Origin of the sequence: Azospirillum oleiclasticum (genome assembly GCF_013423485.1) — a bacterium.
Lineage (GTDB): Bacteria > Pseudomonadota > Alphaproteobacteria > Azospirillales > Azospirillaceae > Azospirillum > Azospirillum oleiclasticum.
In genome coordinates, this window is sequence record NZ_JABFFR010000015.1 from 36,902 (window position 1) to 61,533 (window position 24,632).

The following is a 24,632-nucleotide window of genomic DNA, read 5'->3' on the forward strand; positions in this document are numbered from 1 at the left end:
TCTTCTCTTCATCCCCGCCTGGAACGGAGAACATGACGGTGCCAATCCCGTCGATCGGTCCAAAATCGGAAGCAGCGTACGCCCGCGCCCTCGATGTCTTTCCCGACGGCACGACGCGGGTGACCGTGGAATGCGACCCCCTGCCCCGCTACATCGCCCGCGGCGAGGGAGCCTGGCTGGTCGACGTCGACGGCCGACGCATGCTCGACCTCAACGGCAACTTCACCACGCTGATCCACGGCCACGCCTTCGCCCCGGTCACCGAGGCCGTCGTCCGCCAGCTCCACTCCGGCTCGTGCTTCGCCAGCCCGACGGAAGCCGAGATCACGCTGGCGGCAACGATCCGCGGCCGCGTGCCCGGCATCGAGCACATCCGCTTCGTGAACACCGGGTCCGAGGCGGTGCTGTTCGCCATCAAGGCGGCGCGCGCCTTCACCGGCCGCACCGGCATCGCCAAGATCGAGGGCGCCTATCACGGCTCCTACGACTGGGCCGAGGTCAGCCAGTCGGTCACTCCCGCCACCTGGGGACCGTCCAAGGCGCCGGCAGCGGTGTCTTATTACCGCGGCATGCCGCCTTCAGTGCTGAACGAGGTGGTGCCGCTGCGCTTCAACGACGCCGAAGGCGCGGCGCGCGCCATCGCCGCGCGCGCCGCCACGCTGGCCGCTGTGCTGCTCGACCCGATGCCGAGCCGGGCCGGCCTGATCGCGCCGGAGCCGGCGTTCGTCGAGGCGGTGCAGCGCACCGCCCGCGCCCACGGCATCCTGGTGATCAGCGACGAGGTGCTGAATTTTCGCCAGGGCTACGCCGGGGCCTCGGTACGACACGGCCTCCACCCCGACCTCTACACGCTGGGCAAGATCATCGGAGGAGGCTTTCCGGTCGGCGCGGTGGCCGGACGGGCCGAGGTGATGGCGGTGTTCGACGGCAAGGCCGGGCGCCCCGCCCTGCCCCAGGGAGGGACCTTCTCGGCCAACCCGGTGTCGATGGTCGCCGGTCAAGTCACCCTCGAGCACCTCGACCACGCCGCGTTCGAGCGGCTGGAGGAGCTGGGCGACGAACTGCGCCGCCGCCTCTCCGCCTCGATCGCGCGGCATGATGCGCCGTTCTCGGTCACCGGCGCGGCGTCGCTGTTCCGCATCCACCCCAAGCCGACGCCGCCGCGCGAGTTCCGCCAAGCCTTTCTCACCCCACCGGAGCAGACGGTGATGACCGCGCTCAGTCGCTTCTTCGCCCGGCAGGACATCGCGCTGCCCAACGGAGCCGCCGCCTGCCTCTCCACCCCCATGGGCCTTGCGGAGGTCGAGCTGGTCGCACAGGCCTTCGACGGCTTCCTTGCAACGCAGGCCGCGGTTTACGAAGGACTGGTTCGATGAACGATACAGTTGCCCAACGCATTGCCCTGGCGCTGAAGCGGCACGGGGTCACGACGATCTTCGGCCAGAGCCTGCCGTCCGCCGTCATCCTCGCGGCCGAGGCGCTTGGCATTCGGCAGGTGTCGTACCGGCAGGAGAACGCCGGCGGCACCATGGCCGACGGCTTCGCCCGCATCTCCGGCACCATCGCGGTGGTGACCGCGCAGAACGGCCCCGCCGCCACCCTGCTGGTGCCGCCATTGGCCGAAGCCCTGAAGGCCAGCATCCCGGTGGTGGCGCTGGTCCAGGAGGTCGAGCGGCCCCAGGCCGAGCGCAACGCGTTCCAGGAGCTCGACCACCCCGCCTTGTTCCAGGCCTGCGCCAAATGGGTGCGCCGGATCGTCACCGGCGACCGCATCGACGACCATGTCGACGCGGCCTTCGTCGCTGCCGGAAGCGGTCGGCCGGGACCGGCCGTGCTGCTGCTACCTGCCGACCTGCTGCGTGAGATCGCGCCGGTTGCGGCCGCGCCGCGCCGGGCCAGCCTGGGACATTGGCCAACCGACCTGATCCAGCCCGCGGCCGGCGCGATCCGCGACGCCGCGGCGATGATCGCCGAATCGCGCTTCCCCGTTGTCATCGCTGGCGGCGGGGTTCATGCCGCCGGCGGCTTTCACGCCCTGGCCCGCCTGCAGGAGGCCGCCCATCTGCCGGTGTTCACCACGCTGATGGGCAAGGGCACGGTCGATGAGCACCATCCGCTGTCCTGCGGCGTGCTGGGGCCCCTGGTCGGTCCGCGCTCGCTGGGGCGGCATTCACGCGCCCTGCTCGCCGAGGCCGACCTCGTCCTGCTCGCCGGCACCCGCACCAACCAGAACGGCACCGACAGCTGGCGCCTGATCCCACCGGGCGCCCGCGTGCTCCACATCGACGTCGATCCCAACGAGATCGGCCGCAACTACGAGGCGGTCCGCCTGGTCGGCAGCGCCGGCCCCACCCTGGCAGCGCTGTGCGACGCGCTGGGCACGCTCGATCTCCGCCATCGCGCCGCAACGCGGCCGGCGGTGGAGGCCCGCATCGCCGGGCTGTGGCAGCGCTTCGAGGCAGATCGGCGGGACGTCACCGCCCGCCGCCCCGGCCCGCTGCGTCCCGAGCGGGTGATGGCGGAGCTGCAATACCGGCTCACCCCCGACACGATCGTGGCGGCCGATGCCAGCTACTCGTCGTTCTGGGTGGCGGGCCAGCTCCGCTCGCTCGGTGCAGGCATGCGCTTCCTCACCCCCCGCGGCCTCGCCGGGCTCGGTTGGGGCCTACCGCTGGCGATGGGCGCCAAGCTGGCGCGGCCGGCGGCGCCCGTGGTCGCGGTGGTCGGCGACGGCGGCTTCGCCCACAGCTGGGCCGAACTGGAAACCCTGGCGCGCAGCGGCATCGCGCTGACGGTGATCGTCCTCAACAACGGCATCCTCGGCTTCCAGAAGGACGCGGAGACCGTCAAGTTCGGCGCCTACACCACCGCCTGCCACTTCGCTCCGGTCGACCACGCCCAGATTGCGCGGGCCTGCGGCTGCGCGGCGGCACGCGTCGAAGACGGCGCGGCCCTGCCCGGTGCGCTGGAGCTGGCGTTGCGCTCCGACCGCCCCTGGCTGCTCGACGTGATGACCGATCCTGCGGCCCATCCCCCGCTGTCCTTGTTCGACGGTACGCTCGACCGCGCCGTCGACTGAGACCGTGCCCCAACCCGGAGCTCGTTCCACCTTGACCGCGCCCCCGGGGGGCGCGGTCCCCTTTTCAACGTTCCGATCCGGTCACCGTCGGCCGGGGAGGCACCTGTCCCGATCGACACGGTCCCGCCGGCACGGACGGCGGTGCATTCGATGCACCGATCACGGCCGAACTTGCACTTTCACCGCGGGCGGTCATTGCGCTGGGATCATGGCCCCACCGGAGGTTCAAGGCCCATGACGACAAACGCTCTTCTGCTCGCCCGCCGCCTCAACGCCGTTCCCCGGGGAGTCGCGACGGCGACGCCGGTCTTTGCCGCCCGCGCCGAGAACGCCCAGATCTGGGACGTCGAGGGCAACCGCTACATTGACTTCGCCGCCGGGATCGCGGTGCTCAACACCGGGCACCGCCACCCCGCGGTGATGCGGGCGGTCGCCGAGCAGAGCGCGCGCTTCACCCACACCGCGTTCCAGGTCATGGCCTATGAGCCCTATGTGGCGCTGGCCGAGCGGATCAACGCGCTCGTCCCGATCGCCGGCCCGGCGAAGACCATCCTGTTCACCACCGGGGCGAAAGCGCTGGAGAACGCCGTCAAGATCGCGCGCGCCGCCACCGGCCGCAGCGGCATCATCGCCTTCACCGGCGGCTTCCACGGCCGCACCATGATGACGATGGCGATGACCGGCAAGGTGGCACCCTACAAGAAGGCGTTCGGGCCGCTGCCGGGCGACGTCCACCATGTCCCCTTCCCGGTCGCGTCGCGTGGCATCGCGGTTGCCGATTCACTGCGGGCGCTCGATTTCCTGTTCGCGGCCGATCTCGAGCCGGAACGCGTCGCCGCGATCGCCATTGAGCCGGTCCAGGGCGAAGGCGGCTTCCACGCCGCACTGCCCGAGCTGATGACGGCCTTGCGCCTCCTGTGCGATCACCACGGCATCATGTTGATCGTCGACGAGGTCCAGACCGGCTTCGCTCGCACCGGCCGAATGTTCGCGTCGGAGCACTTCCAGCCGGTCCGGCCTGATCTGATCACCATGGCCAAGTCGCTGGCCGGCGGCTTTCCGCTCTCCGGCGTGGTCGGCCGCGCCGACGTCATGGATGCCGCCGAGCCAGGTGGCCTCGGCGGCACCTACGCCGGCAATCCGGTAGCCTGCGCTGCAGCGCTCGCCGTGCTCGACACGATCGAGGCGGAGGGGCTGTGCGCCCGCGCCGAGGCGATCGGCACCCGCCTGACCGCACGTCTCGAAAAGATGCGGACGCGCAACGACCTTGTTCCCATCACCGCGCCGCGCGGCCTGGGTGCCATGATCGCCTTCGACGTCGTCAAGGACCGCAGCGGCAACGATCCCGACCCGGAGGTAGCGCGGGCCGTCGTCCGCCGCGCGATGGCGGAAGGGCTGATCCTGCTGAACTGCGGCACCGACGGCAGCGGCGTCCGCATCCTGGCACCGCTGACCGCCGACGACGCCATCCTTGATGAGGGAATGGACCGGCTGGAAGCCGCGCTGGCCCATGCCGCCTGACCCCATTTCCGACGAAAGACACCCGCGATGACGATGCCTTCCCTGGCCGACAAGGCCCTGTTCCGCGACCGCGCGTTCATCGACGGCAACTGGGTGGCGGCCGATGACGGCGCCACCTTCGCCGTCGACGATCCCGCGACCGGCAATGCGATCGGCCATGTTCCCATGATGGGGGAGGTCGAGACGCGCCGCGCCATCGCCGCCGCCCAGGCCGCCCTGCCCGCCTGGCGCGCCCGCACCGCCAAGGAGCGCGCCACGGTCCTACGCGCCTGGTTCGACCTGATCCTGGCCAGCCAGGAGGATCTGGCCCGGCTGCTGACCGCCGAGCAGGGCAAGCCGCTGGCCGAGGCGCGCGGCGAGGTTGCCTACGCCGCCTCCTTCATCGAGTGGTTCGCCGAGGAAGCCAAGCGCGTCTACGGCGACACCATCCCGGCGCCGCGACCGGAGAACCGGTTGATCGTAATCAAGCAACCGGTCGGCGTGGTCGCCGCCATCACGCCCTGGAACTTCCCGGCCGCGATGATCACCCGCAAGGTCGGGCCGGCGTTGGCCGCCGGCTGCACCGTCGTGGTCAAGCCGGCCGAGGCGACGCCGTTCACCGCGCTCGCCCTGGCCGAGCTGGGTTGCCGCGCCGGCGTTCCGGCCGGGGTGCTGAACGTCGTCACCGGCGTGCCGGAGCGCATCGGCGGCGAGCTGACCGCCAACCCGGCGGTTCGCAAGCTGAGCTTCACAGGCTCGACCCGCGTCGGCAAGGCGCTGATGGCGCAGTGCGCCGGCACGGTCAAGAAGGTCGGGCTGGAACTCGGCGGCAACGCTCCCTTCATCGTGTTCGACGACGCCGACCTCGACCAGGCGGTCGCCGGCGTCCTGGCCTCCAAGTTCCGCAACGCTGGCCAGACCTGCGTGTGCGCCAACCGCATCCTGGTCCAGGACGGGGTTTACGACCGCTTCGCCGAGCGGCTGGCCGCGGCGGTCGCCGGCTTCCGGGTCGGCGCCGGGGTCGGGGACGGCGTCACCATCGGGCCGCTGATCAACGCTGCCGCGGTCGACAAGGCGCTCGGCCATGTCGCCGACGCGGTGGCGAAGGGCGGCCGGGTGCTGATCGGCGGCGGGCGCCACGCGCTGGGCGGCAACTTCGTCGAACCGACGGTGCTGACCGGCGTCACCGCCGCGATGGTGGTGATGCGCGAGGAGACCTTCGGTCCGGTGGCTCCCCTGTTCCGCTTCGCGATCGAGGCCGAGGCGATCGGCATGGCGAACGACAGCGACGCCGGACTGGCCGCCTATCTCTTCAGCCGCGACATCGGTCGGATCTGGCGGGTGGCCGAGGCGCTGGAGTGCGGCATGGTCGGTATCAACGAGGGCGTGTTCTCCAACGAAGTCGCCCCGTTCGGCGGTGTGAAGGAGAGCGGCATCGGCCGCGAAGGCTCCCGCTACGGCATCGAGGAGTACCTCGACATCAAGTACCTCTGCCTGCGCCTGCCGGCGTGAGCACCGCGCACGCCATCTCCGGGCGGCGTCTCTTTCCTTTGCGGCGGCGGCTGCTAGATCCCCGCCATGAAGCTGCCGCCATTCGCCAGCCTCCGCGCCTTCGAGGCGGTGGCGCGCCACAGGAGCGTTCGACGGGCGGCCGAGGAGCTCGGCCTCGACCACACGGTGGTCAGCCGGCATTTGAAGACGCTCCAGGCCTTCGTCGACGTGCCCCGGCTGCAGACCTCGCGCCAGGGGGTGACGCTGCCCCCCGGCGGCGCCGACTATCAGGAGAAACGGTCGACCAGCCTGACCGTGTGGTGCATGCCAGGTTTCGCGCTCCGCTGACTGATGCCGAGGCTCGACGCCTTCCGCAGCCTGCATCCGGCGATCGAGATCACCCTGCGGCCGACCGATGGGCAGCCTGACCTGCTCGCCTTCGAGGCCGACGCGGCGATCGGCTACGATTCGCTGAAGCGCGTCGGGGTGCAGCAGGCGATGCTGGCGAACCCGCGCGTGTTCCCGGTGGCCAAGCCGGCCGACCTGATCGCGGCACCGCTGATCCACGAGGAGAGCCACGATCAATGGCTGGCGTCGTTCGCCACCGCGGGGGTCGACGCACCAGCCCGGCTGGGCGGCCCGCGGCTGTGGCATGCCCATCTCGCCATCGAGGCCGCCAAACTGGGGCAAGGCGTGGCGCTCGCCAACGACCTGATCGCCGGCAGGGACCTCGCGACCGGAGAACTGGTCGAGATCGGCACCAGCAGCGTTGCCTTGTCGCCCTACGTCTTCTCCGCCAAACGCGGCCGCTGGAAGGAGCCGGCGGTGGAGCGCGCGAAGCGGCCGGGCTGACCTCGCACCTCATGCTTTTCTTCCCTTGATAGCGGCGCCCGTAGGGACGCGGCCTTTTCGATGCCGCCCCCTCCGGCCCTCACCGTCCGCGAGGGTTGCCGAAACCGTCCTCCAGCCGGCGGCTGTATGTCGACATCGACCAGCAGAAGACGAAGAAGATGGCGGAGACCGCCAGGAACATCTCGAAGCCGAAGGCCTGCCAGACCGGGTCGACGATGGCGGCCTTGCCGGCGTTCAGCAGGTCGAAGACACCGATCACCAGCACCAGCGAGGTGTCCTTGAACAGGCTGATGAAGGTGTTGACCAGCGGCGGGATCACCCGCCGCAGCGCCTGGGGCAGGATCACCAGAACGGTGGCGCGCCAATAGCCGAGGCCGAGCGCCATAGCCGCCTCGTGCTGGCCCCGCGGGACACTTTGCAGGCCGCCGCGCACCACCTCGGCGAGGTAGGCGCTGGCATACATCGAGAACGCTACCAGCGCGCGGACCAGCTTGTCGACGGTCAACCCGCTCGGCAGGAACAGCGGCAGCAGGAACGACGCCATGAACAGCATGCTGACCAGCGGCACGCCGCGGATCAGCTCGATGTAGCCGACGCACAGCCAGCGGATGACCGGCAGGTCCTCCGCCCGGCGGCCGAGCGCCAGCAGCACGCCGAGCGGAAAGGCGATGGCGATCCCGAAGACCGCCAACAGCAGCGTGACCGGCAGCCCGCCCCAGCGCTCCTGGCTGACATGGGGCAGGCCGAGCACGCCGCCCCACATCAGCACGGCGATCGTCGTCAGCCCGGCCAGCCAGCCAACCATCAGCCATCGGGCCGCCAGCCAGCGGGTCCAGCTGCGCCGGAAACCGCTGGCGACGCACAGCACCACCAGGACAATGCAGGCGAGCGCCGGGCGCCACTGCTCCTCGTACGGATAGGTCGCGAACAGCAGGAAGCGATGCTTCTCGGCGACCACCGCCCAGCAGGCGCCGGCGCCCGGTGCCCGGCACAGCGCGGCATCACCGGGCGGGGTCGACCACACGGCGCGCAGCACCGCCCAGTCGGCGAGCCATGCGCCCAGCGCCGCGACCAGGACGGCGACCATCACCGTGGTGACGGTGCCGGCGGCGGAGTCGAAGCAGGCGGCGCGGAGCCGGACCAGCATCCCCTGGCCCAAGGAGGTGGGCGGCGGTGCCGGCAGAACCAGTGTCTTGGTCATGGCTTAGCGCTCCACCAGCTTCATGCGGCTGTTGAACCAGTTCATCAGGAGGGAGATCGAGACGCTGACGGCGAGGAACGCCGCCATGATCAGGCCGATGCACTCGATGGCCTGGCCGGTGTCGGTGATGATGCTGTTGATCACGGTGACGAGGTCCGGATAGCCGATGATGATGGCGAGCGACGAGGATTTCGTCAGGTTGAGGTACTGGTTGGTGGTCGCCGGGATGATCAGCCGCAACGCCTGCGGGATCACGACCAGTCGCAGGATGCGCCGGCGGTCCAGGCCGAGCGCGACGCCGGCCTCCCACTGCCCGGGCGACACCGCCAGGATGCCGCCGCGCACGATCTCGGCGATGAAGGCGGCGAAGTAGACGACCAGCCCGAGGGTGAGCGCGGTCAGCTCGGGCGAGATCGTGGTGCCGCCGGCAAAGTTGAAGCCCTTGAGCTGCGGCAGCGTCACCGTCGGCCACGCCCCCTGGACGGCGAGCGCGCAGGCCGGCAGGCCGAGCAGGAGTCCGGCCGCCCAGGGCCACACCAGCGGCCGCCGCCCGCTCCACCGCTGGCGGCGGGCCGCGAGGCGGTGCAGGGCGAACGCCAGCCCCGCCGCCACGCCGACGGCGGCGAGCAACGGCAGCCAGCCACCCGGCATCCCGACCGCGGGCAGCACCAGGCCGCGGTTCGACAGGAACGCCGTCCCGCCGAGCGAGATCGCCGAGCGCGCGGCCGGCAACCCCTGCAGCAGCGCGTACCACAGCAGGAGATGGACGGTGATCGGCACGTTGCGCGCCAGCTCGATGTAGAGGCCGGTCACCCGCGCCAGCGGCCAGTTGCGCGACAGCCGGGCGACGCCCACCACGGTGCCGAGGACGGTCGCCAGGACAATCCCCAACACGGTGACCAGCAGCGTGTTGAGCAGGCCGACCGCGACGGCGTGGAGGTTGGCGTCGCCCGGGGCGTAGGCGATCAGCGTCTCGGCGATCGGGATGCTGGCCGGCCGCTCCAGGAAGCCGAAACCGGAGCCGATCCGGCGCTCCTCCAGGTTGGACATGGTGTTGATGGCCAGCCAGGCCCCTCCCCCGGCCAGCACGGCGAGCGCCAGCCCCTGCCAGAGGATCGCCCGCGCCTTCCGGCCGGAAGGCCGCCAACGGTGGGATGGAAGTGCCTGGGTCCCGGACATGCGCCGCCTCGGTCAGATGGAACGAAGATAAGCCAGAGCACCTGGGCTGCCGGTCAGTTGAACGGCGGCGAGTAGAGCAGCCCGCCCTTGGCGGCGACGTTGTTCAGCCCGCGCGGCATCTTGACCAGCGACTTGGCGCCGAAATGGCGGTCGTAGATCTCGCCGTAGTTCCCCACGGATTCGACGATCTTGACCACCCAGTCCTTCTGGACGCCGAGCAGGCCGCCGAGATTGTCGTCGCTTCCCAGCATGCGCCGGACGGTGACGTCGGTCGAGCTTGCCGCGATCTCGCGCACGTTGGCCTGATTGATGCCCCGGTTCTCCGCCTCGACCAGTGCGTTATGCACCCAGCGCACCACGGTGAACCATTCCCAATCGCCGCGCGCGACGTACAGCGAGTACGGATCGTTCGACATCAACTGCTCCAGCACGACGAAGTCGGCCGGGTTGGGCGCCATGGTGACCTGGGCGCCGGCAAGATCGGCGGCACCGGCAATGGCGGCGTCGCAGCGGCCCGACAGGAAGGCGCGGAAGGTGTCCTGGAAGCGTTCGAGCTGGACCACCTTGTAGTCCGCACCCCTGCTCTTCATCGTATCGGCAAGGTTCTGTAGCGCGGTGTTGCCCTGACTGATGCAGAAGGTCGCCCCCTTGAGGTCGTCGATCGTCGTCACCTTGGAATCGCGCCGCACGATGAAACCGGCGCCGGTGTGGAAGTTGGCCGCGACCGAGATCACGCCGAGCGAGGCGTCGCGCGTCAGGTTGACGACGCTGTCGCGCGCAAGCAGATCGACCTCGCCGCTCTGCAGCGCGGTGAAGCGCTGCTGCAAGGTCAGCGGCACGAAGCTGACGCGCTTGGGATCCCCCAGCACCGCCGCGGCGACGGCGCGGCAGTAGTCGACGTCGAGACCGCTCCACTCCCCCTTGTCGTCCAAGCGGGAGAAGGTCGGAATCGAACCGCCGACTCCGCAGCGCAGGTTGTTCTGCGCCTTCACCCGGTCGAACACCGGCCCGGCCTGGGCCGGCGTTCCGGTGATCGCCAATCCCGCAGCCAGCAGGCCGGAAATGATGAGCGTGCGTCCCCACATAGGAGCCTCCATCGATTTTTCTTGGGAATGCGACCGCACCGGCCGGCAGTGCGCCCCCCGGATCGTTCGCGCCCAAAATGGATCATATGTTTCTGATTGCGTCAACATGAACTTTATGATCCACTATGACGGTGCCGCGACGGATGGGGCGTTGCGGGCGGGGAGTGGCGATCGATGGCGAAGCGGAATGTGGCGGAGATCGAGCGGGAGCTGCGGGACCTGCTGCCCAAGGTGCGCGGGCATGTCGGCCAGGCGATCCAGTTCGTGATCGCCCATGGCGACGAGGTGCCGGTGCGCTCGATGCGCGAGCTGGCGAAGCGCGCCGGGGTGCCGCCGGTCACCCTGGTGCGGATCGCCCAGAAGGTCGGTTTCGAGGGATTCGACGAGTTCCGCGATTCGTATGTCGAGGCCTACATGGCCGGCACCCACCGCAACCGCAGCCAAGCCGCCGAGCTGATCTCGCTCGCAAGCGCCGAGGGCGCGCTCGGCTTCGCCGCCAAGTTCGCGGAGCGCGAGCTGGAGATCCAGCGCCACACCGTGGCCGGCCTGGACAGCGCCCGGCTGGAGGCGGCCACCGCCGACATCGTGGCGGCCGACCGGGTGTTCGTCTCCGGACGGCGCACCATGTTCGGCCCCGCCCATTCGATCGCCTATTCGCTGCGCAAGGCCAAGCCCGCCACCCATCTGCTCGACGTCGGCGGCGGCATGGGGCTGGAGCTGACCGACCTGTCGCCGCGGGACCTCTTCATCGGTCTGTCGTTCCACCCCTACAGCCGCATCGTCCGCAGCTTCGCGCAGTCCGCCCGCTCCCAGGGTGCCAAGGTGATCGCCATCACCGACAGCGAGACCTCGCCGATCGGCGCGCTGGCCGACCACACCTTTCTCAGCCTGGTGAGGGGCTATTCCTTCCCCGATTCCGTGGCCGGCGCCCAGATGCTCGGCAGCATCCTGGTCGGCCTCGCCGTTGCCACCATGGGCCAGGCCGGACTCGACCGCATCACGGCCAACGACATCGAAATGAAGAATTCCGGCGAGCTGCTCGGCTGAGCACCGCCCCGAAATCCAGGAACCACCATGACGTCCTCCACCATGGCCGATCCGGCCCAGACACCAGCGGCCCCGCCCCCGGCCGTCGAGTTCCACAGGGTCAACAAATGGTACGGCACCTTCCAGGTGCTGCGTGACGTGAACCTGACGGTGCGCCAGGGCGAGCGGATCGTGGTCTGTGGCCCGTCCGGTTCCGGCAAGTCGACGCTGATCCGCTGCATCAACCGGCTGGAGGAGCACCATGAGGGCCGCATTGTGGTCGACGGCATCGAGCTGACCGCGGAGCTGCGCAACATCGAGGCGGTGCGGCGCGACGTCGGCATGGTGTTCCAACAGTTCAACCTGTTTCCCCACCTGACAGTGCTGGAGAACTGCACCCTGGCCCCGGTGTGGGTCAGGAGGATGCCGCGGGCCGAAGCCGAGCGGCTGGCCATGCGCTACCTGGAGCGGGTCCGCATCCCGGAGCAGGCGCACAAGTATCCCGGCCAGCTCTCCGGCGGGCAGCAGCAGCGGGTGGCGATCGCCCGATCTCTGTGCATGAGCCCGCGGATCATGCTGTTCGACGAGCCGACCTCCGCGCTCGATCCCGAGATGGTCAAGGAGGTACTCGACACCATGGTTTCGCTCGCCGAGGACGGCATGACCATGCTCTGCGTGACCCACGAGATGGGCTTCGCCCGCGAGATCGCCGACCGGGTGGTCTTCGCCGATGGCGGCGAGATCGTCGAGGTTGCCACCCCGGCCGAGTTCTTCGGCAACCCCCGGCATGAGCGCACCCGTGCGTTCCTTGGGCAGATCCTGCACTAGCCGGACGTTTCGTCACGATGCGACGCCAGCGCTCGTCCCGCATGGGGGGAGCGGACGGGGAAGACATGCCCGCGGCCACCGGAACCACCGGGCCGACACGCGGGTCGAGCTTGGAAGGTGCTTGTCCCTCATGCCCATGATCCGTTCAATCACACACAAGCTGCTCGCCTGTTTCGCCCTGGTCGCCGCCGCCACCGTGGTGACGGCGCTGCTGCTGCACGTCCTGCTGACCGTGTTGGAGGGCGACCAGCGCGCCTCGGCCGACAGCCGCGAGGCGCTCACCGTGCTGGAGGGCATCGCCGGTGCCATCATTGTCCAGGACGGCGCGGTCGGCCGCTACATCCTGTCGCTCGACGCCGCAACCCTGGAGCCGTTCCGCGGCAGCGGGCTGGACTCCTACACGCGATCGGTCGGGCAGCTCCGCACGCTCAAGGCCGGGGACACCGCCCAGCTCGGCCGGATTGCGGCACTCGACGGCGCGGTCGGGGCGTGGCGGGAAGCGGCACGGGACGACGTCAAGCGCATGACGGTGACCGAGGCCAGCCGCAAGGCGATGGCCGTGGTGCGCGAACTGCTCGCCGAGATCCGCCGGGTCGAGCGCGAGACCGTCGCCACCCGTTCGGCAGCGATCGACACCGCCTTCGCGGCAACCTCCCGTGCCGCCATGGCGGGATCGGCGCTGGCCCTGGTGGTCGCCATCGGCGCCTGGGTGTTCGCCGCCCGCCATCTCGCCCGACCGCTGGTGCGCCTGACCGGGACCATGCGCCGGCTTGCCGAGGGCGAGCTCGACACCGCGGTGCCCGACACCGGCCGGCGCGACGAGATCGGCGCCATGGCCCGTGCGCTGGAGGTGTTCAAGGCCAATGCGGTCGAACGCGGCCGGCTGGAAGCCGGGCGCGCAGCGGCCGAGCGCCACCGCGCCGAGGAGAAGGCGGCGCTGCTGCGCGGCCTCGCCACCCGCTTCCAGAACAGCGTCGGCCAGGCGGTGGCCGAGCTGATCGGCAGCGCCGAAACCATGCGCGGCGGAGCCGCCGACCTGATCGAGCTGGTCACGCGCACCGACGGCCAAGCCGGGGCCATCGCCCGTTCGGCCGACGCGGTGTCCGCCCACATGCAGGTGGTGGCAGGCGGCGCCGAGGAGCTGGCTGCCTCCATCGCCGAGGTAGACACCCAGATCGCCCGCGCCGCCGGCGCCAGCGACGACGCTCCTCCCGTGCCGAGGCCGCCGACCACACCGCGCGGAACCTGGCCCTGGTGGCCGAACAGATCGGCGAGCTGACCGCGCTGATCGAGCGCATCGCCGGGCAGACCAGCCTGCTGGCGCTCAACGCCACGATCGAGGCCGCGCGGGCCGGGGCGGCCGGACGCGGCTTCGCCGTCGTCGCCTCCGAGGTCAAGCAGCTCGCCACCCAGACCGGCCAGGCCACCGAGGCGATCAGCGCCCGCGTCGCCGAAGTGCGCAACGCCGCCGACGCCACCGTCCACACGCTGCGCGCCATCGGAACCAGCGTCTCCGGCCTGCGCGGCGCGGTGGCGACGGCGGCGCAGGGGATGGGCCAGCAGCGGGCGGCGACGCACGAGATCGCCCGCTCCGTCCAGGGCGCCGCGGAGGGCACCCGCGACGTCTCGGCCTCGGCCGATGCGGCGCGCCACATCTCGGGCCAGGCCCGGCAGGCGGCGGAGCGCACCGCCGGGGCGGCCACCCGCCTCTCCGGGCTGGCCGGACAACTCAACCACGCCATCGACGAATTCCTCGGCGGCATCGAGGCCGCCTAGGCCGCACACCAAGCAAGGAACAGAGGACGATGCACGACAAGACCCCTAACAACGCGGCAGAGGAGCTGACGCGTCTGCGCGTCGACAGCGACACGCTGGACATCGACGCCGGCGGCTCGCTGACCATCGACGGGGTGGCGGCCGACACGCTGCTGCGGGAGTTCGGCTCGCCGCTGTACGTGATCTCCGAGACGACGCTGCGGCGGAACATCCGCGACGTCTTCCGCGCCTTCGGCAGCCGCTGGCCGCAGCCGGTCAACGTCATGTACGCGATCAAGGCCAACAACAACCTTGCGGTCCGGGCGATCGTTCATGCGGAAGGTGGCGGCGGCGACTGCTTCGGCGCCGGGGAACTGCACGCCACCTTCCTCGCCGGCGCCGACCCGGCACTCATCGCCATGAACGGCAGCCTGAAGAGCGAGCAGGAGATCGGGGCGGCGTTCGACCGCGGCGTCACCATCAACATCGACGCCGAGGACGAGATCGACAAGATCGCGGCGGCGGCCCGTACGCGTGGCGTACGGGCGCGGGTCAACCTGCGGCTCAAGGTGACCAACGACGCCTTCCGCACCGTGGGCAGCGATTATTTCGGCGTCAGCGAGGCCGAAGGCCTGCACGACCGGATGGTCGCCAGCAAATGGGGCTTCTCGCTCGATGCCGCCGCGGCGCTGGTGCGGCGGATGGCAGGAATGCCCGAGCTGCACCACGCCGGCTTCAGCTGGCACGTCGGCCGCTTCTCCAACCACCCGGAGCCGATCGGAATCCTGTACCGCACCCTGGGCGAGATGGTCGTCGCTCTCCACGCCCGCACCGGCTACTGGCCTGAGATCCTCGACATCGGTGGCGGAATTCCGCGGCGACGCGAGCCGGAAAGCCGCAGCGGAGCACTCAACCCGCTCGACCTTGACGGTTTCGCCGGGATCGTGTGCAGCGCGCTGCTGCGCGCGCTGGAGACGGCCGGACGGCCGATCCCCGCCCTGTGGATGGAGCCCGGCCGCTACATCATCGGCAACGCCGGCGTGCTTCTCGCGACGGTCGGGACGGTCAAGCGCGACCTCGGCCATGTCTGGGTCAACCTGGATGCCAGCACCAATCAGCTCATGCGGATCGAGACCAGCGGCAGCCACTACCACGTCCTGCCGGCGACCGGGATGCGCCGGCCCTACGAGGAGGAGGCCAGCGTGGTTGGCGTCACCTGCATCCCCTCGGTGTTCGCCGCCTCCCGCCAGTTGCCGATCCTCGCTCCCGGTGATGCAGTCGCGATGCTCGACACCGGGATGTACTCGGAGACGGCGTCGACCCAGTTCAACGGCCTGCCCCGCCCGGCAACCGTGCTGGTCAACCAGGGCACGGCCGAGCTGATCAAGCTGCGCGAGACGGTGGAGGACGTGTTCCGCCTGCACCGCATCCCCGACCGCCTGCGCTCCGCCGGCTGAGCGGATGCTGCTCAGACTTGGCATCACCAGAAAGTTGTGATGAGGGCGCTGTTGCAAAGTCTGGACGAGGGTACCTGAAGCCGGTCGCCGGCATCACTGCCGGGGTCAAGCGGCCTGGAACTCGCGTCGCGTGGTGACGAACTGCACGGCCTCGGCAAGCGCACAGGGGCCGAGGCCACAAGCGCGTTCGACGAGGCGGACCTCGCCGCGTACGTCGCGGGTGATGGGTAAGCTTCATCGGCGCCCCACGTTGCGGCGGGCTGGGTATCGCGCGTGCACCAGGGCGGCCAAGCTGTCCATGCCGCGCCGGAAATCGACCGGCTCCGACCAGATCAGCACCCGCACTCTGGGCGGCGGCGCGATCATCGCCCGAGCACCTGCAGGACCCGCGGCATCGAAGCCGGCGCCGACCCGCACCGCGGCGCCATCGGGCAAGGCGATCTCGATGCGGTCGTCCACCGCCGAGGCGACATCCGGCTCCTCCGTTGCCGGGCCGATCTCGGCGATCTCGTCCCGAAGGAAACGCCCGGCCTGGCCTCCCGTCTCCGCCGGCCGGCGCTCGCGATCGAGCCGCCACGCCTACCAGCCGAAGGACTTGCGCGACAGCCCCTGCGCCGCGCAGTGGTCGCCGCCGCTCTGCCCACTCGCCCGCCACGCCTCAACGTGGCCCCGCCAGAACGACGTGCCCGAGCCCGCCGCCATGGATCCCATCCTCGCCTCCCGCTGATCATCTGCACGTGCGGGAGACTACCGACCTCAACGCCTTGCCGGCCACGTGAGGAGCCGATGCCGCTTACGTTCCTCCCGACCTCGCCATTCCCCGCCAGCTGCACGGCTGGTGCTGGCTGGACATGCGTCACGAGCGGCGGGTGATCGGGTTCGATGCCGTGACCGGCGGCGTCGTGATCACGCTTCCGTTAGCCCCCTCCGCGCACCTGGAGCCTCCGCGATGGGTGACGCTGACCGATGGCGGCGGGGTGCTGCTGCACTGCCCCGGTCCGTCCACGGCAGCCGCCTTCCTGGACGCCGTCGATCGCCTGCGCTCGGACTCCGCCAGAGGCCTTGCCGGAGTAGAGACCCGCATCGTGCCATGGAGCCCGCTTCCACGGCGCCTGCCGGACCCCGGTCTGCGGATCCGCCTCCAATCAGCTTGAGGATGGCGGATCCGGATGGTCCGGCCCCGTGCGCCAACCCGCGGACCGCCAGCCGGCGATCATGCGCACTGCATCGGCGGCGCGCTCGTTGCCCTGGAAGATGGGGAACACCCGGCGCAGCTCGGCCACCGCGGCCAGCTCGCCTCCCCAGTGCCACGCGGCCTGGATCAGCGCCGCTTCGTGTTCGCTGACGATGAACATGCCCAACTTCCCTGCCGGGCCACCCACCGCGCGCCCGGACCCGATGCTACGCCCGCAGGGCCATCGCGGGCATCAGGGTTTCAGCATCTCGTGCAGCGGCACGCCCACCGCTTCGGCCAAGCGGGCCATAGTGTCGACGATGGGGCTGTATTGGGCGCCCTCGACGTCGCAGATGTGCGACTGCGTGGTGCCGCTGCGCTCCAGCCGGGCCCGCCGCCGTTCCCGCGGCGTCAGCCGACGGTCGCGCCGCAGTTCCTGGTGCCGGTCCCGGTACCAGCCGGCGAGATCGCGCTGGTACGCGGCGTGCCGCGCGCGCAGGTCGGCCAGCGCCGAGCGCCGGGCCGCCAGGGCCTGGTCGCGCTCCCGCCGGTACCGGGCGTGGAGGTCGTCGGCTGCCGGGTGCGCGTGCAGCGGCTGCGGGCGGTAACGCCTCTCCGGTTCGGGATGGACGCCCGTGGGCGGCGCATAGGCCCCCCAGCGCCCGGTAAGCGCCGCCATCGACAGCCCGCGGTCCACGGCACTCGCCCGCACCGCCAAGCCGCTTCCGGTGTCGGCATTCGCCAGCCCGGCCCCACGGGGGCAGATCTCCAACCCGTAGCGCGCCAGCGCACGGTGCAGGTCCGCCCACCCCCTGCCCTGCTCGCGGCACGCCGTGAGCGCCGCTCCGGCGGTTTTGCGGATCCAACCCTGCAGGGACCGCTCGCCGCGGCGCGCCTCCAGCGCCGCCACCCCGTCGGGGGTGCGCGGCCCCGCTGCGCGCCCGGTCTCCATGTGGTTGTTGGGCGTCAGCCCATGGCGGGCCTCCAGGACGCCGCAGAGTTCCGCCAGCTTCGGGTGGTCGTAGTAGGGCTCGACCGCGCGCAGCGTCACGGGATGGACGCGGTCGATGGCGATGTGGACGTGGAGGTGGCCGGTGTCGGTGTGCACCGCCGACAGGCGCTGGTGGCCGGCGAACCCCAGCCCGTCGCACAGCGTTTCCTCGACGTCCTCCAGATGGGCGCGGGTCGGCCGCTCGCCGGCCGGAAACGACACCACGAGGTGGTAGCGCAGGCGGATGGCGTGGCGCGAGACGCGCCGCACCCGCGACGGCGCCCCCGTCACCGCCCAGGACTGGCAGGCCACCGACACCGTCTTCCAGGTTCCGCCCGCCGACGAGGCCACCCTGCTGCGCAACCCCATGGGCCTCTACGTCACCGCCTTCGGATGGTCGCAGCGCCTCTCCGGAGACCCCCTGCCCTCGCCTGTCTGCTGCCGCTCCTCGTCCTGCCCGCCCCGGCCGCGGCGCAGGCCGTGCCGGCGCTCGAGCCCACACCCGCGCGCACCAGTCCGCCGCCGCCGGTGAGCCCGCTGTCGGGCCTCGAGGCGGCGCTGAGCGCCAAGGAGCGCCACGGCATGGCGCTGGCCGGGCGCTGGATGACCGGCCCCGGCACCCCCGCACGGCGGCGCCGACGGGGCGGTGGTCTTCGCCTACGGCGCCACCCTGCCCTCGGTGGTCTGTGCACCGCTGCGCGCCTGCAGCCTGCGCCTGGATCCCGGCGAGACCATCGCACAGATCGACCCCGGCGATCCGGTGCGCTGGAAGGTGACGCCGACCGTCTTCGGCAGCGGTGCCGCGGCCACCTCGGCGGTGGTGGTGAAGCCGTCGGACAGCGGGCTCACCACCAGCATGACGGTGGCCACCGACCGCCGCCTCTACGTCGTCCCGCTCGTCAGCCGGACCAAGGACTGGATTCCGGTGGTGGCCTTCGCCTACCCCGAGGACGAGCACGCCGCCTGGAAGGCCTACCGCGCCGCACCCGGGCGCGAGGCGGAGGCGGCCGACGGCCTGAGCGGGCTCGACCCGGCGGACCTCGACTTCGGCTTCCGGGTCAGCGTCGACCGCCCGTCCTGGCGGCCGCTCAGGGTCTACACCGACGGTGTGCGCACCTACGTGCAGGTCCCGCCGGCCATGCGCCACGACGAGGCGCCGGCGCTGGTGGCGATCGGCTCGGACGCGCGCGAGCAGCTGGTGAACTATCGCCTCACCGGCGAGCGCTTCGTGGTGGACACCGTGCTGCGCCACGCCGCCCTGGTGCGCTTCGAGTTCGGCGGGGCGGTGGCCGGCCGCTGGTACGCGCGCTCACGGCGCGGTGCCCTGTCGGCCGGCTCGCCCTTCACCGTGCGCGAGGCACTGCCGGAATGATGGACCCAGCGCACACGCCCGACGGGCTGGAGCCGCAACGCGGCGGCCGGCGGGTGACCCGGGTGCCGCTCTACGTGGCGCTGGGGCTGGTGGCGCTGATGGTGGGCGCCATCGGCTACACCTACCACGACCGCCTGGAGCGCCAGCGCGCCGAGGCGGGGCGGGAGGCGAGGGCGCTCGAGCCGGCCGAGCCGCCGCCGCTGCGCGGCGCTCCCGACGCCGGCGTCATTCCCGCCCTCCGCCCGCCGGCTCCGGAAGCCCTCGCGCGCGAGCCGCCGCCTCCGGCCGTGCCGGCCGTCGTGGCTGCGGCCACGGCACCGGACGCGGAGGTGGCCGAGGCGCTGCGCCGGGCCTGGGAGCGCCACGACGCGGAGCGGGCGCGGGTCGAGGAGGAGCACCGCCGGGCGCTGGCCTCGGCGCTGACGGCGGAAACCACGGTGCCGGCGGGGAAGGGTGGGGGCGGGTTCGCGGCGCTGGCGGGCCCGCAGGTCGGCGCGCGCGCGACCGCGGTCGGCCTAGAGGCGCTGGCCGGCGGCTCGGGCGGGGCCGGCCGGTCGGGAGGGGAGGGGCAGGGGGATGCGGTGGACCTGTCGGGCCCGCGGGATGGGCCGGAGACGCCGTACCTGAACGAGACGCGCGAGCCGCCGCGCTCGGTCTTAGCTGAAGGCCGGCGGTGTCATCCCCGGGGTGATGATCGGCGGCGTGTCCAGCGACCTTCCCGGCACGCTGGTGGCGCAGGTGCGTCATAACGTCTACGACACCGCGACCGGCCGGCGCCTGCTGATCCCGCAAGGCGCGCGGCTCGTGGGCCGCTACGACAGCCGGGTCACGCCGGGACGGGAGCGGGTGGAAGTCGCGTGGACCCGGCTGGTGTTCCCCGATGCCTCGACCCTGGAGCTGGGCGGCATGCCCGGCGCCGACCAGGGCGGCTATGGCGGCCTGAGCGACCGTGTGAACAACCATGTCGGCCGGGTCATCGGCAACGTGCTCCTGCTGTCGGTGTTTTCGGCCGGGGGTGCAGCTGTCCCATCCGCAGACGCGCGGCGGCAGCACCTACGACAGCCAGCAGATCGCGGCGGGGGCGCTCGGCCAGCAGCTGGACCGGCTCGGCAGCGAGTACGCCCGCCGCGGCCTGGGGTCCCGGCGTCGGCTCGGTGAGGGAGCGCGGCAGCGCGGACGAGGAGAGCCGGAGGAACCCGGCACAGCAAGCCCGGCGCCCTGCCGGCTCCCGCTCACCCGCGGTTTCGGCTGTCGCGGGCGTGTGCCGCGTCCGCTTCGGCCTACTCCGCGGACAACGCTCGACCTACGGCGTCCGGGTTGCGAACGATCACGGTGAGCAGCGTGCGCGCCGGCCCGTTCGGCTCGAGGCGGTGATGTTCCCTGTCCCGCAGGGTCCAGAGGTTCACGCCGAACTGGCTGGCGAACTGCTCCTGGGCCAGGCCCAATCGGATGCGCAAGGCACGGACATCCGGTGCGGGATGGCGGACGGAGAACTCGCACGCCGGGGTGTCGCCCAGATCCGGTGCGGTGTCCGGATCCATGTCGATCTGACGGCGGATGTCGTCTTCGGAGGTTGCGGACATCATCGCCCAATCGACCGGCTGTGAGGTCCTCGCATCATCAAGGGAAAAACGCGGCATAGACCCTCCGTTCCCCTCGGCTCGCCAGCTGGGCCGAGATGATCCAACGCATGGCGGTGCCGTCCTCGTCGGTGCGCCATGTGTAGACAACGCTCAGGACGTCCGATCCGATCCGGCCGATGGCTATGATCCTCTCCTCGCCGTAGTCCCGGCGAATGTCCGGACGCTCTGGTGCTTCCCAGAAAAATCCGAGCGGCGAACAGAAAGCGGAATCCGCGCTCCCGCTCGTTCGGTTCGTTTTTCCTCTGGTCGAAACCAACGATCATGGGGGCATGCTAGGGGACTGCCTCAGCAGCAGTCAACGCCGCTGACGGCGGTTCTCTCCCTCGTTGCCCCCGGCCGCAGGCTCGTCCAATCGACGATTGCGACCGACCATGATGGCCAAGACATGGCTGATGCCTTGCACCGCCCGCCGTCCAGGCCCGCTGTCCAGGGATGATGGAGCGGCCACCAACGACCACGGCCACAAGGCCGCGTGGCGGCGTTGCTCGAGCTCTTGGGAAATCTCGTGCCGGCCGGGGAGGGTGATGACGCCGACAGGCTCGCAAGTATGGCCGGCTTGGAGGCACTTGCTATCGGCTCGGACGATCGTTGGTTTGCTTTAACGGGGCGCATGCTTGTCGAGGGCGGGGCGGGGCAGTCAGGTACCGGATGCTCCCGCTGTGACATCGCAGGTCGCCGACAGGTTGCATATGCGAACAACCATGGGACGATCTGTGACGTCACAGGGTTGGCGTCAGCCGTCGGCCAACAGATGGCCGATCTCCGCGTGCAGCTCGGCGAGGCGGCTGCGATGGATGTTCGGGAGGGGGGAGCCGTTCGCCTTGAGCTTCTCGATTGCGCGGCCGATGGCCTTGATGGACTTGGCGACGGCGAGCGTCTCGGCGTTGCCGGGCTCACCCGTCGCTTCGGCCTTCTTCGCGGCGCGCAGCTGTTGGACCGTCAGCCCTTGCGACGCCCGCTTCCATAGCCGTCGTTGGGTGTCCTCGTTCCCCGTCTCGGCGATCTCGCGAAGAACGCTGGCGCTGACCGCACGGGCACGGTTTGTCTGATAGTCCGCCAGGATGTCGGATGGCAGGCGCAGAACCGTGAGGGCCTTGGTGACGACCGTGGCGTCCTTGCCGATCACGGCGCCGAGGGCTTCGTGCGTGTAGCCGTGGGTTTCGATCAGGCGCTCCAGACCCCTAGCGAAATCCACCGCGTCGAGATCCTCGCGGAGGACGTTCTCGATGATGGTGATCTCTTCGGGCTTGCCCGTGGTGATGATCGCATAGATCGTCTTGCGCCCGAGCCTTTGGTGCGCCCGCAGGCGCCGCTCCCCGGCCACCAGCCGGTAGGTGCCGCGCTCCGGCAACTCGGCGATGAGGATCGGCTGCTGAAGTCCGTAGCGCTCGATGGAGTCGGCCAGGGCGTTGAGAGCCTCCTCGTCGAACACAGTCCGCGGCTGGTCGGGGTTGTCACGGATGCTATCGATGTCGGCCTCGATCAGCCGGGGGAAGTTCCCCGACACACCGGTGAGGCCGTCGACCACCCCGATTCCCCCCTGGTCGTAGGCACCGAGCTTGGTCGGCTTCCGTGCAAGTCTAGGCGGCATCCGCGGTCTCCATGCGCTCGGCGGCCCCGATCAGGTCCTTGGCGATTTCTATGTAGCTCTCCATGCCCGGCGCTCCGGGGTCGGCGGCCAGGGTGATGGTCTGCGCGGCGGACGCCTGGGCGTAGATGGCGCTGCGCGGCACGGGCTCGTACACTTTGAAATGCTGCCCCCACAGATCACGAATCTCGTCGAGCGAGGCTCGGTCCTGGGTCTGGCGAGCGTTGTACAGGGTCGGCAGGATGCCGAGAACCTTGAGGCGCGGGTTCTCGCGCTTGCGCAGCGCGTTGATCGTCTCCTGGACCAGATCCTCCACAGCCATCACCGCGAAAGACTCCGTCTGGCATGGCATCAGCACGTAGTCGGCCGCCACCAGGGCGTTGAGCGTCACGGTTCCGATGGCAGGAGCGCAGTCGATGATCACGAACGCGTACCGGCCGGAGACGCTCCGGATCACTTCGGAGAGGCGGGCCAGACGCCCGAATTGCTGGCCGTTCAACTCGCTCTCGGCCCGCGCCAGGGCAATGCTCGACGGCAGTATGTCGAGATAAGCAACCTGCTCGACGGGAACGATCGCGTCGACTGCGGGCGTGCGGTCGAGGATCACGTCGGCCAGCGTCCGCTGAGCCTTCGTCAGGGCGACCAGCCGCTCCTTGTCGAGGCCGACATGGACTGAGGCGTTGGCCTGGCTGTCCGCATCCACCAGGAGAGTCCTGTAACCGGCGCGGGCCAGGATGTAGGCGATGCAGACGGCGGATTCCGACTTCGCGCTGCCGCCTTTTGTCAGGGTTGTGGACACCACGAGCGGCCTGCCCGACGTGCCGACGTCCTTGCGCCCTCCAAGCGAGGCGATGAGCAATGTGCCCTCGATCTCCCGTGGGATCTTCTCCCGTTCCGTTTCCCACCGGCTGATCTTCGCGCCGTCGTACCTGCGGGACAGGAGCCCGTTCAGCCACGCGGCGAAGTCGGGCTGATTCAACCCCCTGGCCTCGCGGATGGCCCTCATCTGATTGCCGTCCATGCTGGTTCCCCATAGAAGATGGCGAGGGATCCTATTGGGTTGATACAAGACCGTCAACGGCATCAAGTTGCGGTGCCGGATCGTTGCTGGCTGGTGCTCTCCCGCACCGGCCTGACCGCGGCCTACCGGCGGGGGAACACGCCGCCGCCGGCCGGGAGGAAACGGCGTGTTCCCGCGTCTTCCCGTTACGCGGATCGATCACCGATGGTGATGCCGTCGCCAAGGCCGGTCGGTCGCGCGTAGGCTGTCGGATCGGTGTCCATAAACCGGGCGAAGGGCAGGGGAGCAACGGTGTCGACCGGCGGGTGACAGTCGTAGGTCATACCGGATGTCGCGCGTGACTTCGAACCGGTGTTGTCGCCCTGGTCGCGAAAGTACACGCCCTCAGCGGGCGATCACGCGGCGTTCCGGGATCGGTGGGGGTGACGGGTTCATGACGATCCCGGTTTCGTCGACTCCAACCCGTGCATCGGGATAGACGGCCAGCGCCATCTTCAGGGCCTCGACAAAGCGCGGCTTGAAGTGCTTCATGGTGGCATAGCTGAAGCCGAACTGCTGGTACAGAGCCGCCCAGGTGATCGGGGTTGCCCGTTCCAGCACATGCAGGCGGTAAGCGAGCCAAACGTAGATGTCGATCGCCAGGCTCTTGTTCGCGATGAGCTTCATGGCCGGCTCCCAAACAGGCACCGGGTGCTCCCGCAAAGCCTTGAAGAAACTGTCGGACAGCCGGACCGTGTCGACCCATAGCCGAGGCTGATCTTCCTCCGCCTCGTAAAGCTGGATGCCACCCTTGACGATGCTGTCCTTGGCGAATTGAGCCCGGCGACCATCGTCGTCCCATACGAAGGTCAAGTGGCAGGCGCTGATTCGGGCCGCCTGTTCCCGGACGTCCTTGTATTGCTTTCCACCGACCGATACACCCATGCGGCCCAACCAGTCGCGCATGCTCGAGCCGAGTTCCACTTCCGCCGACCCGGTTTGGATCGCGCGGGTTTGAAGATAGATCAGAATCAGTCGTGCCCGGGAGCCGTAGGGAACGCCATAAAGGCGATCGCCGCCGCCGGGGGTCGGCAAACGGCCGGGTTCGATGATCAGGCGCACCTTGTGGCCGGCCCGGCGCCAGACCTCATCGTCCGGAAGCGCGTTGTGCGGCAGGCTCGTCAGGCAGAAGCCGGCGTAGGTGATGCCCAACGCCCGGCTCTCGTTGGCCAGTGCCTGGGCAGCCACGTCGACCAGACGCCGTTCACCGGCTGACACGAGCGCGCGGGCAGCGTTCACACCATGTCGAGCGATCAATTCGTGGACGTTGCCCATGGGAAGTCTCCGGCGCTTCAGTGCTGGGATCGTGCAACGGTGTTATCCACAGGGCAACTTGTACTTTCGCGACCTT

Annotated in this window: 27 protein-coding genes; 15 read left to right on the forward strand and 12 right to left on the reverse strand. The window is 70.2% G+C overall.

Annotated elements, in window-relative coordinates; all coding sequences use genetic code 11:
- Positions 1-32 precede the first annotated feature (32 nt).
- From HL658_RS17560 to HL658_RS17585, 6 genes are all read left to right on the forward strand, one after another.
- A complete protein-coding gene (locus HL658_RS17560) occupies positions 33-1,376 on the forward strand; it encodes an aspartate aminotransferase family protein (RefSeq protein WP_211109773.1) in 1,344 nt (447 codons plus the stop codon).
- Positions 1,373-3,079 carry an acetolactate synthase catalytic subunit gene (locus tag HL658_RS17565; protein ID WP_180285053.1) on the forward strand — a complete coding sequence of 569 codons (1,707 nt, stop codon included), beginning with the start codon at positions 1,373-1,375 and terminating at the stop codon, positions 3,077-3,079. The genes HL658_RS17560 and HL658_RS17565 overlap by 4 nt, the downstream gene beginning before the upstream one ends.
- A 234-nt stretch (positions 3,080-3,313) precedes the next feature.
- Positions 3,314-4,600 (forward strand): 4-aminobutyrate--2-oxoglutarate transaminase, encoded by a 1,287-nt coding sequence (gabT, locus tag HL658_RS17570; RefSeq protein ID WP_180285052.1) that lies wholly within the window; start codon positions 3,314-3,316, stop codon positions 4,598-4,600.
- A gap of 33 nt (positions 4,601-4,633) precedes the next feature.
- Positions 4,634-6,091: an NAD-dependent succinate-semialdehyde dehydrogenase gene (locus HL658_RS17575; RefSeq protein WP_180285094.1), complete on the forward strand. Its 1,458-nt coding sequence runs from the start codon at positions 4,634-4,636 to the stop codon at positions 6,089-6,091.
- A gap of 66 nt (positions 6,092-6,157) precedes the next feature.
- Positions 6,158-6,418: a LysR family transcriptional regulator gene (locus HL658_RS17580; protein ID WP_180285051.1), complete on the forward strand. Its 261-nt coding sequence runs from the start codon at positions 6,158-6,160 to the stop codon at positions 6,416-6,418.
- A gap of 3 nt (positions 6,419-6,421) precedes the next feature.
- Positions 6,422-6,922, forward strand: a complete 501-nt coding sequence (locus HL658_RS17585; RefSeq protein ID WP_180285050.1) for a LysR substrate-binding domain-containing protein — start codon at positions 6,422-6,424, stop codon at positions 6,920-6,922.
- Positions 6,923-7,001: 79 nt separating this feature from the next.
- Here HL658_RS17585 and HL658_RS17590 read toward each other — a convergent pair whose 3' ends face one another.
- From HL658_RS17590 to HL658_RS17600, 3 genes are read right to left on the reverse strand one after another with little or no spacing between them, the layout of a single operon-like run.
- Positions 7,002-8,123, reverse strand: coding sequence for an amino acid ABC transporter permease (locus HL658_RS17590; RefSeq protein ID WP_180285049.1), 1,122 nt, complete (start codon positions 8,121-8,123; stop codon positions 7,002-7,004).
- 3 nt (positions 8,124-8,126) lie between these two features.
- Entirely contained in the window at positions 8,127-9,302 is a 1,176-nt protein-coding gene (locus tag HL658_RS17595) for an amino acid ABC transporter permease (RefSeq protein ID WP_180285048.1), read from the reverse strand.
- Positions 9,303-9,355: 53 nt separating this feature from the next.
- Positions 9,356-10,387, reverse strand: coding sequence for a transporter substrate-binding domain-containing protein (locus HL658_RS17600; RefSeq protein WP_180285047.1), 1,032 nt, complete (start codon positions 10,385-10,387; stop codon positions 9,356-9,358).
- Positions 10,388-10,561: 174 nt separating this feature from the next.
- Here HL658_RS17600 and HL658_RS17605 point away from each other — a divergent pair, with 174 nt between their 5' ends.
- The 5 genes from HL658_RS17605 to HL658_RS17625 all read left to right on the forward strand — a co-directional run bounded on the left by HL658_RS17605 (position 10,562) and on the right by HL658_RS17625 (position 15,453).
- A complete protein-coding gene (locus HL658_RS17605) occupies positions 10,562-11,434 on the forward strand; it encodes a MurR/RpiR family transcriptional regulator (RefSeq protein ID WP_180285046.1) in 873 nt (290 codons plus the stop codon).
- Between the two features lie 42 nt (positions 11,435-11,476).
- Positions 11,477-12,241 (forward strand): amino acid ABC transporter ATP-binding protein, encoded by a 765-nt coding sequence (locus HL658_RS17610; protein ID WP_180285093.1) that lies wholly within the window; start codon positions 11,477-11,479, stop codon positions 12,239-12,241.
- 136 nt (positions 12,242-12,377) lie between these two features.
- Positions 12,378-13,520, forward strand: coding sequence for a HAMP domain-containing protein (locus HL658_RS17615; RefSeq protein WP_180287646.1), 1,143 nt, complete (start codon positions 12,378-12,380; stop codon positions 13,518-13,520).
- The gene (locus HL658_RS17620; RefSeq protein ID WP_343055178.1) at positions 13,496-14,017 is read left to right on the forward strand and encodes a methyl-accepting chemotaxis protein; all 522 of its coding nucleotides are present in this window, start codon (positions 13,496-13,498) and stop codon (positions 14,015-14,017) included. The genes HL658_RS17615 and HL658_RS17620 overlap by 25 nt, the downstream gene beginning before the upstream one ends.
- 29 nt (positions 14,018-14,046) lie before the next feature.
- Complete coding sequence (locus tag HL658_RS17625; RefSeq protein WP_180285044.1) at positions 14,047-15,453, forward strand: diaminopimelate decarboxylase family protein; 1,407 nt, start codon at positions 14,047-14,049, stop codon at positions 15,451-15,453.
- Positions 15,454-15,687: 234 nt separating this feature from the next.
- Here the strand turns inward: HL658_RS17625 and HL658_RS17630 are convergent, their stop codons facing one another.
- From HL658_RS17630 to traI, 4 genes are all read right to left on the reverse strand, one after another.
- Positions 15,688-15,912: a hypothetical protein gene (locus tag HL658_RS17630; RefSeq protein WP_180285043.1), complete on the reverse strand. Its 225-nt coding sequence runs from the start codon at positions 15,910-15,912 to the stop codon at positions 15,688-15,690.
- 120 nt (positions 15,913-16,032) lie between these two features.
- The gene (tnpA, locus tag HL658_RS37800; RefSeq protein WP_281378803.1) at positions 16,033-16,164 is read right to left on the reverse strand and encodes an IS66 family insertion sequence element accessory protein TnpA; all 132 of its coding nucleotides are present in this window, start codon (positions 16,162-16,164) and stop codon (positions 16,033-16,035) included.
- Between the two features lie 434 nt (positions 16,165-16,598).
- A complete protein-coding gene (locus tag HL658_RS17635) occupies positions 16,599-16,808 on the reverse strand; it encodes a hypothetical protein (RefSeq protein WP_180285042.1) in 210 nt (69 codons plus the stop codon).
- A gap of 72 nt (positions 16,809-16,880) precedes the next feature.
- Complete coding sequence (gene traI / locus HL658_RS17640) at positions 16,881-17,981, reverse strand: TraI/MobA(P) family conjugative relaxase (RefSeq protein ID WP_425485346.1); 1,101 nt, start codon at positions 17,979-17,981, stop codon at positions 16,881-16,883.
- On the opposite strand from traI, the gene HL658_RS38200 reads away from it, so the two are divergent.
- The 4 genes from HL658_RS38200 (at position 17,863) to HL658_RS17660 (ending at position 20,148) form a co-directional block, all read left to right on the forward strand.
- Entirely contained in the window at positions 17,863-18,150 is a 288-nt protein-coding gene (locus HL658_RS38200; protein ID WP_180285040.1) for a VirB8 family type IV secretion system protein, read from the forward strand. The genes traI and HL658_RS38200 overlap by 119 nt on opposite strands.
- Before the next feature lie 114 nt (positions 18,151-18,264).
- Positions 18,265-18,990 (forward strand): P-type conjugative transfer protein TrbG, encoded by a 726-nt coding sequence (gene trbG, locus HL658_RS17650; RefSeq protein WP_180285039.1) that lies wholly within the window; start codon positions 18,265-18,267, stop codon positions 18,988-18,990.
- Positions 18,987-19,739 (forward strand): hypothetical protein, encoded by a 753-nt coding sequence (locus tag HL658_RS17655; RefSeq protein WP_180285038.1) that lies wholly within the window; start codon positions 18,987-18,989, stop codon positions 19,737-19,739. Before trbG ends, HL658_RS17655 begins: the two co-directional genes overlap by 4 nt.
- On the forward strand, positions 19,693-20,148 hold the full coding sequence (locus tag HL658_RS17660; protein WP_211109775.1) for a TraB/TrbI/VirB10 family type IV secretion system protein: 456 nt from the start codon (positions 19,693-19,695) through the stop codon (positions 20,146-20,148). The genes HL658_RS17655 and HL658_RS17660 overlap by 47 nt, the downstream gene beginning before the upstream one ends.
- A 122-nt stretch (positions 20,149-20,270) precedes the next feature.
- Here the strand turns inward: HL658_RS17660 and HL658_RS17665 are convergent, their stop codons facing one another.
- The 5 genes from HL658_RS17665 to HL658_RS17685 all read right to left on the reverse strand — a co-directional run bounded on the left by HL658_RS17665 (position 20,271) and on the right by HL658_RS17685 (position 24,556).
- Entirely contained in the window at positions 20,271-20,630 is a 360-nt protein-coding gene (locus HL658_RS17665) for a helix-turn-helix domain-containing protein (protein WP_180285036.1), read from the reverse strand.
- Complete coding sequence (locus HL658_RS17670) at positions 20,611-20,889, reverse strand: BrnT family toxin (RefSeq protein WP_246337670.1); 279 nt, start codon at positions 20,887-20,889, stop codon at positions 20,611-20,613. The genes HL658_RS17665 and HL658_RS17670 overlap by 20 nt, the downstream gene beginning before the upstream one ends.
- 477 nt (positions 20,890-21,366) lie before the next feature.
- A complete protein-coding gene (locus HL658_RS17675; RefSeq protein WP_180285035.1) occupies positions 21,367-22,161 on the reverse strand; it encodes a ParB/RepB/Spo0J family partition protein in 795 nt (264 codons plus the stop codon).
- A gap of 52 nt (positions 22,162-22,213) precedes the next feature.
- On the reverse strand, positions 22,214-23,242 hold the full coding sequence (locus tag HL658_RS17680; RefSeq protein WP_180285034.1) for an AAA family ATPase: 1,029 nt from the start codon (positions 23,240-23,242) through the stop codon (positions 22,214-22,216).
- Between the two features lie 384 nt (positions 23,243-23,626).
- The gene (locus tag HL658_RS17685) at positions 23,627-24,556 is read right to left on the reverse strand and encodes a replication protein RepA (protein WP_180285033.1); all 930 of its coding nucleotides are present in this window, start codon (positions 24,554-24,556) and stop codon (positions 23,627-23,629) included.
- Positions 24,557-24,632: the final 76 nt, after the last annotated feature.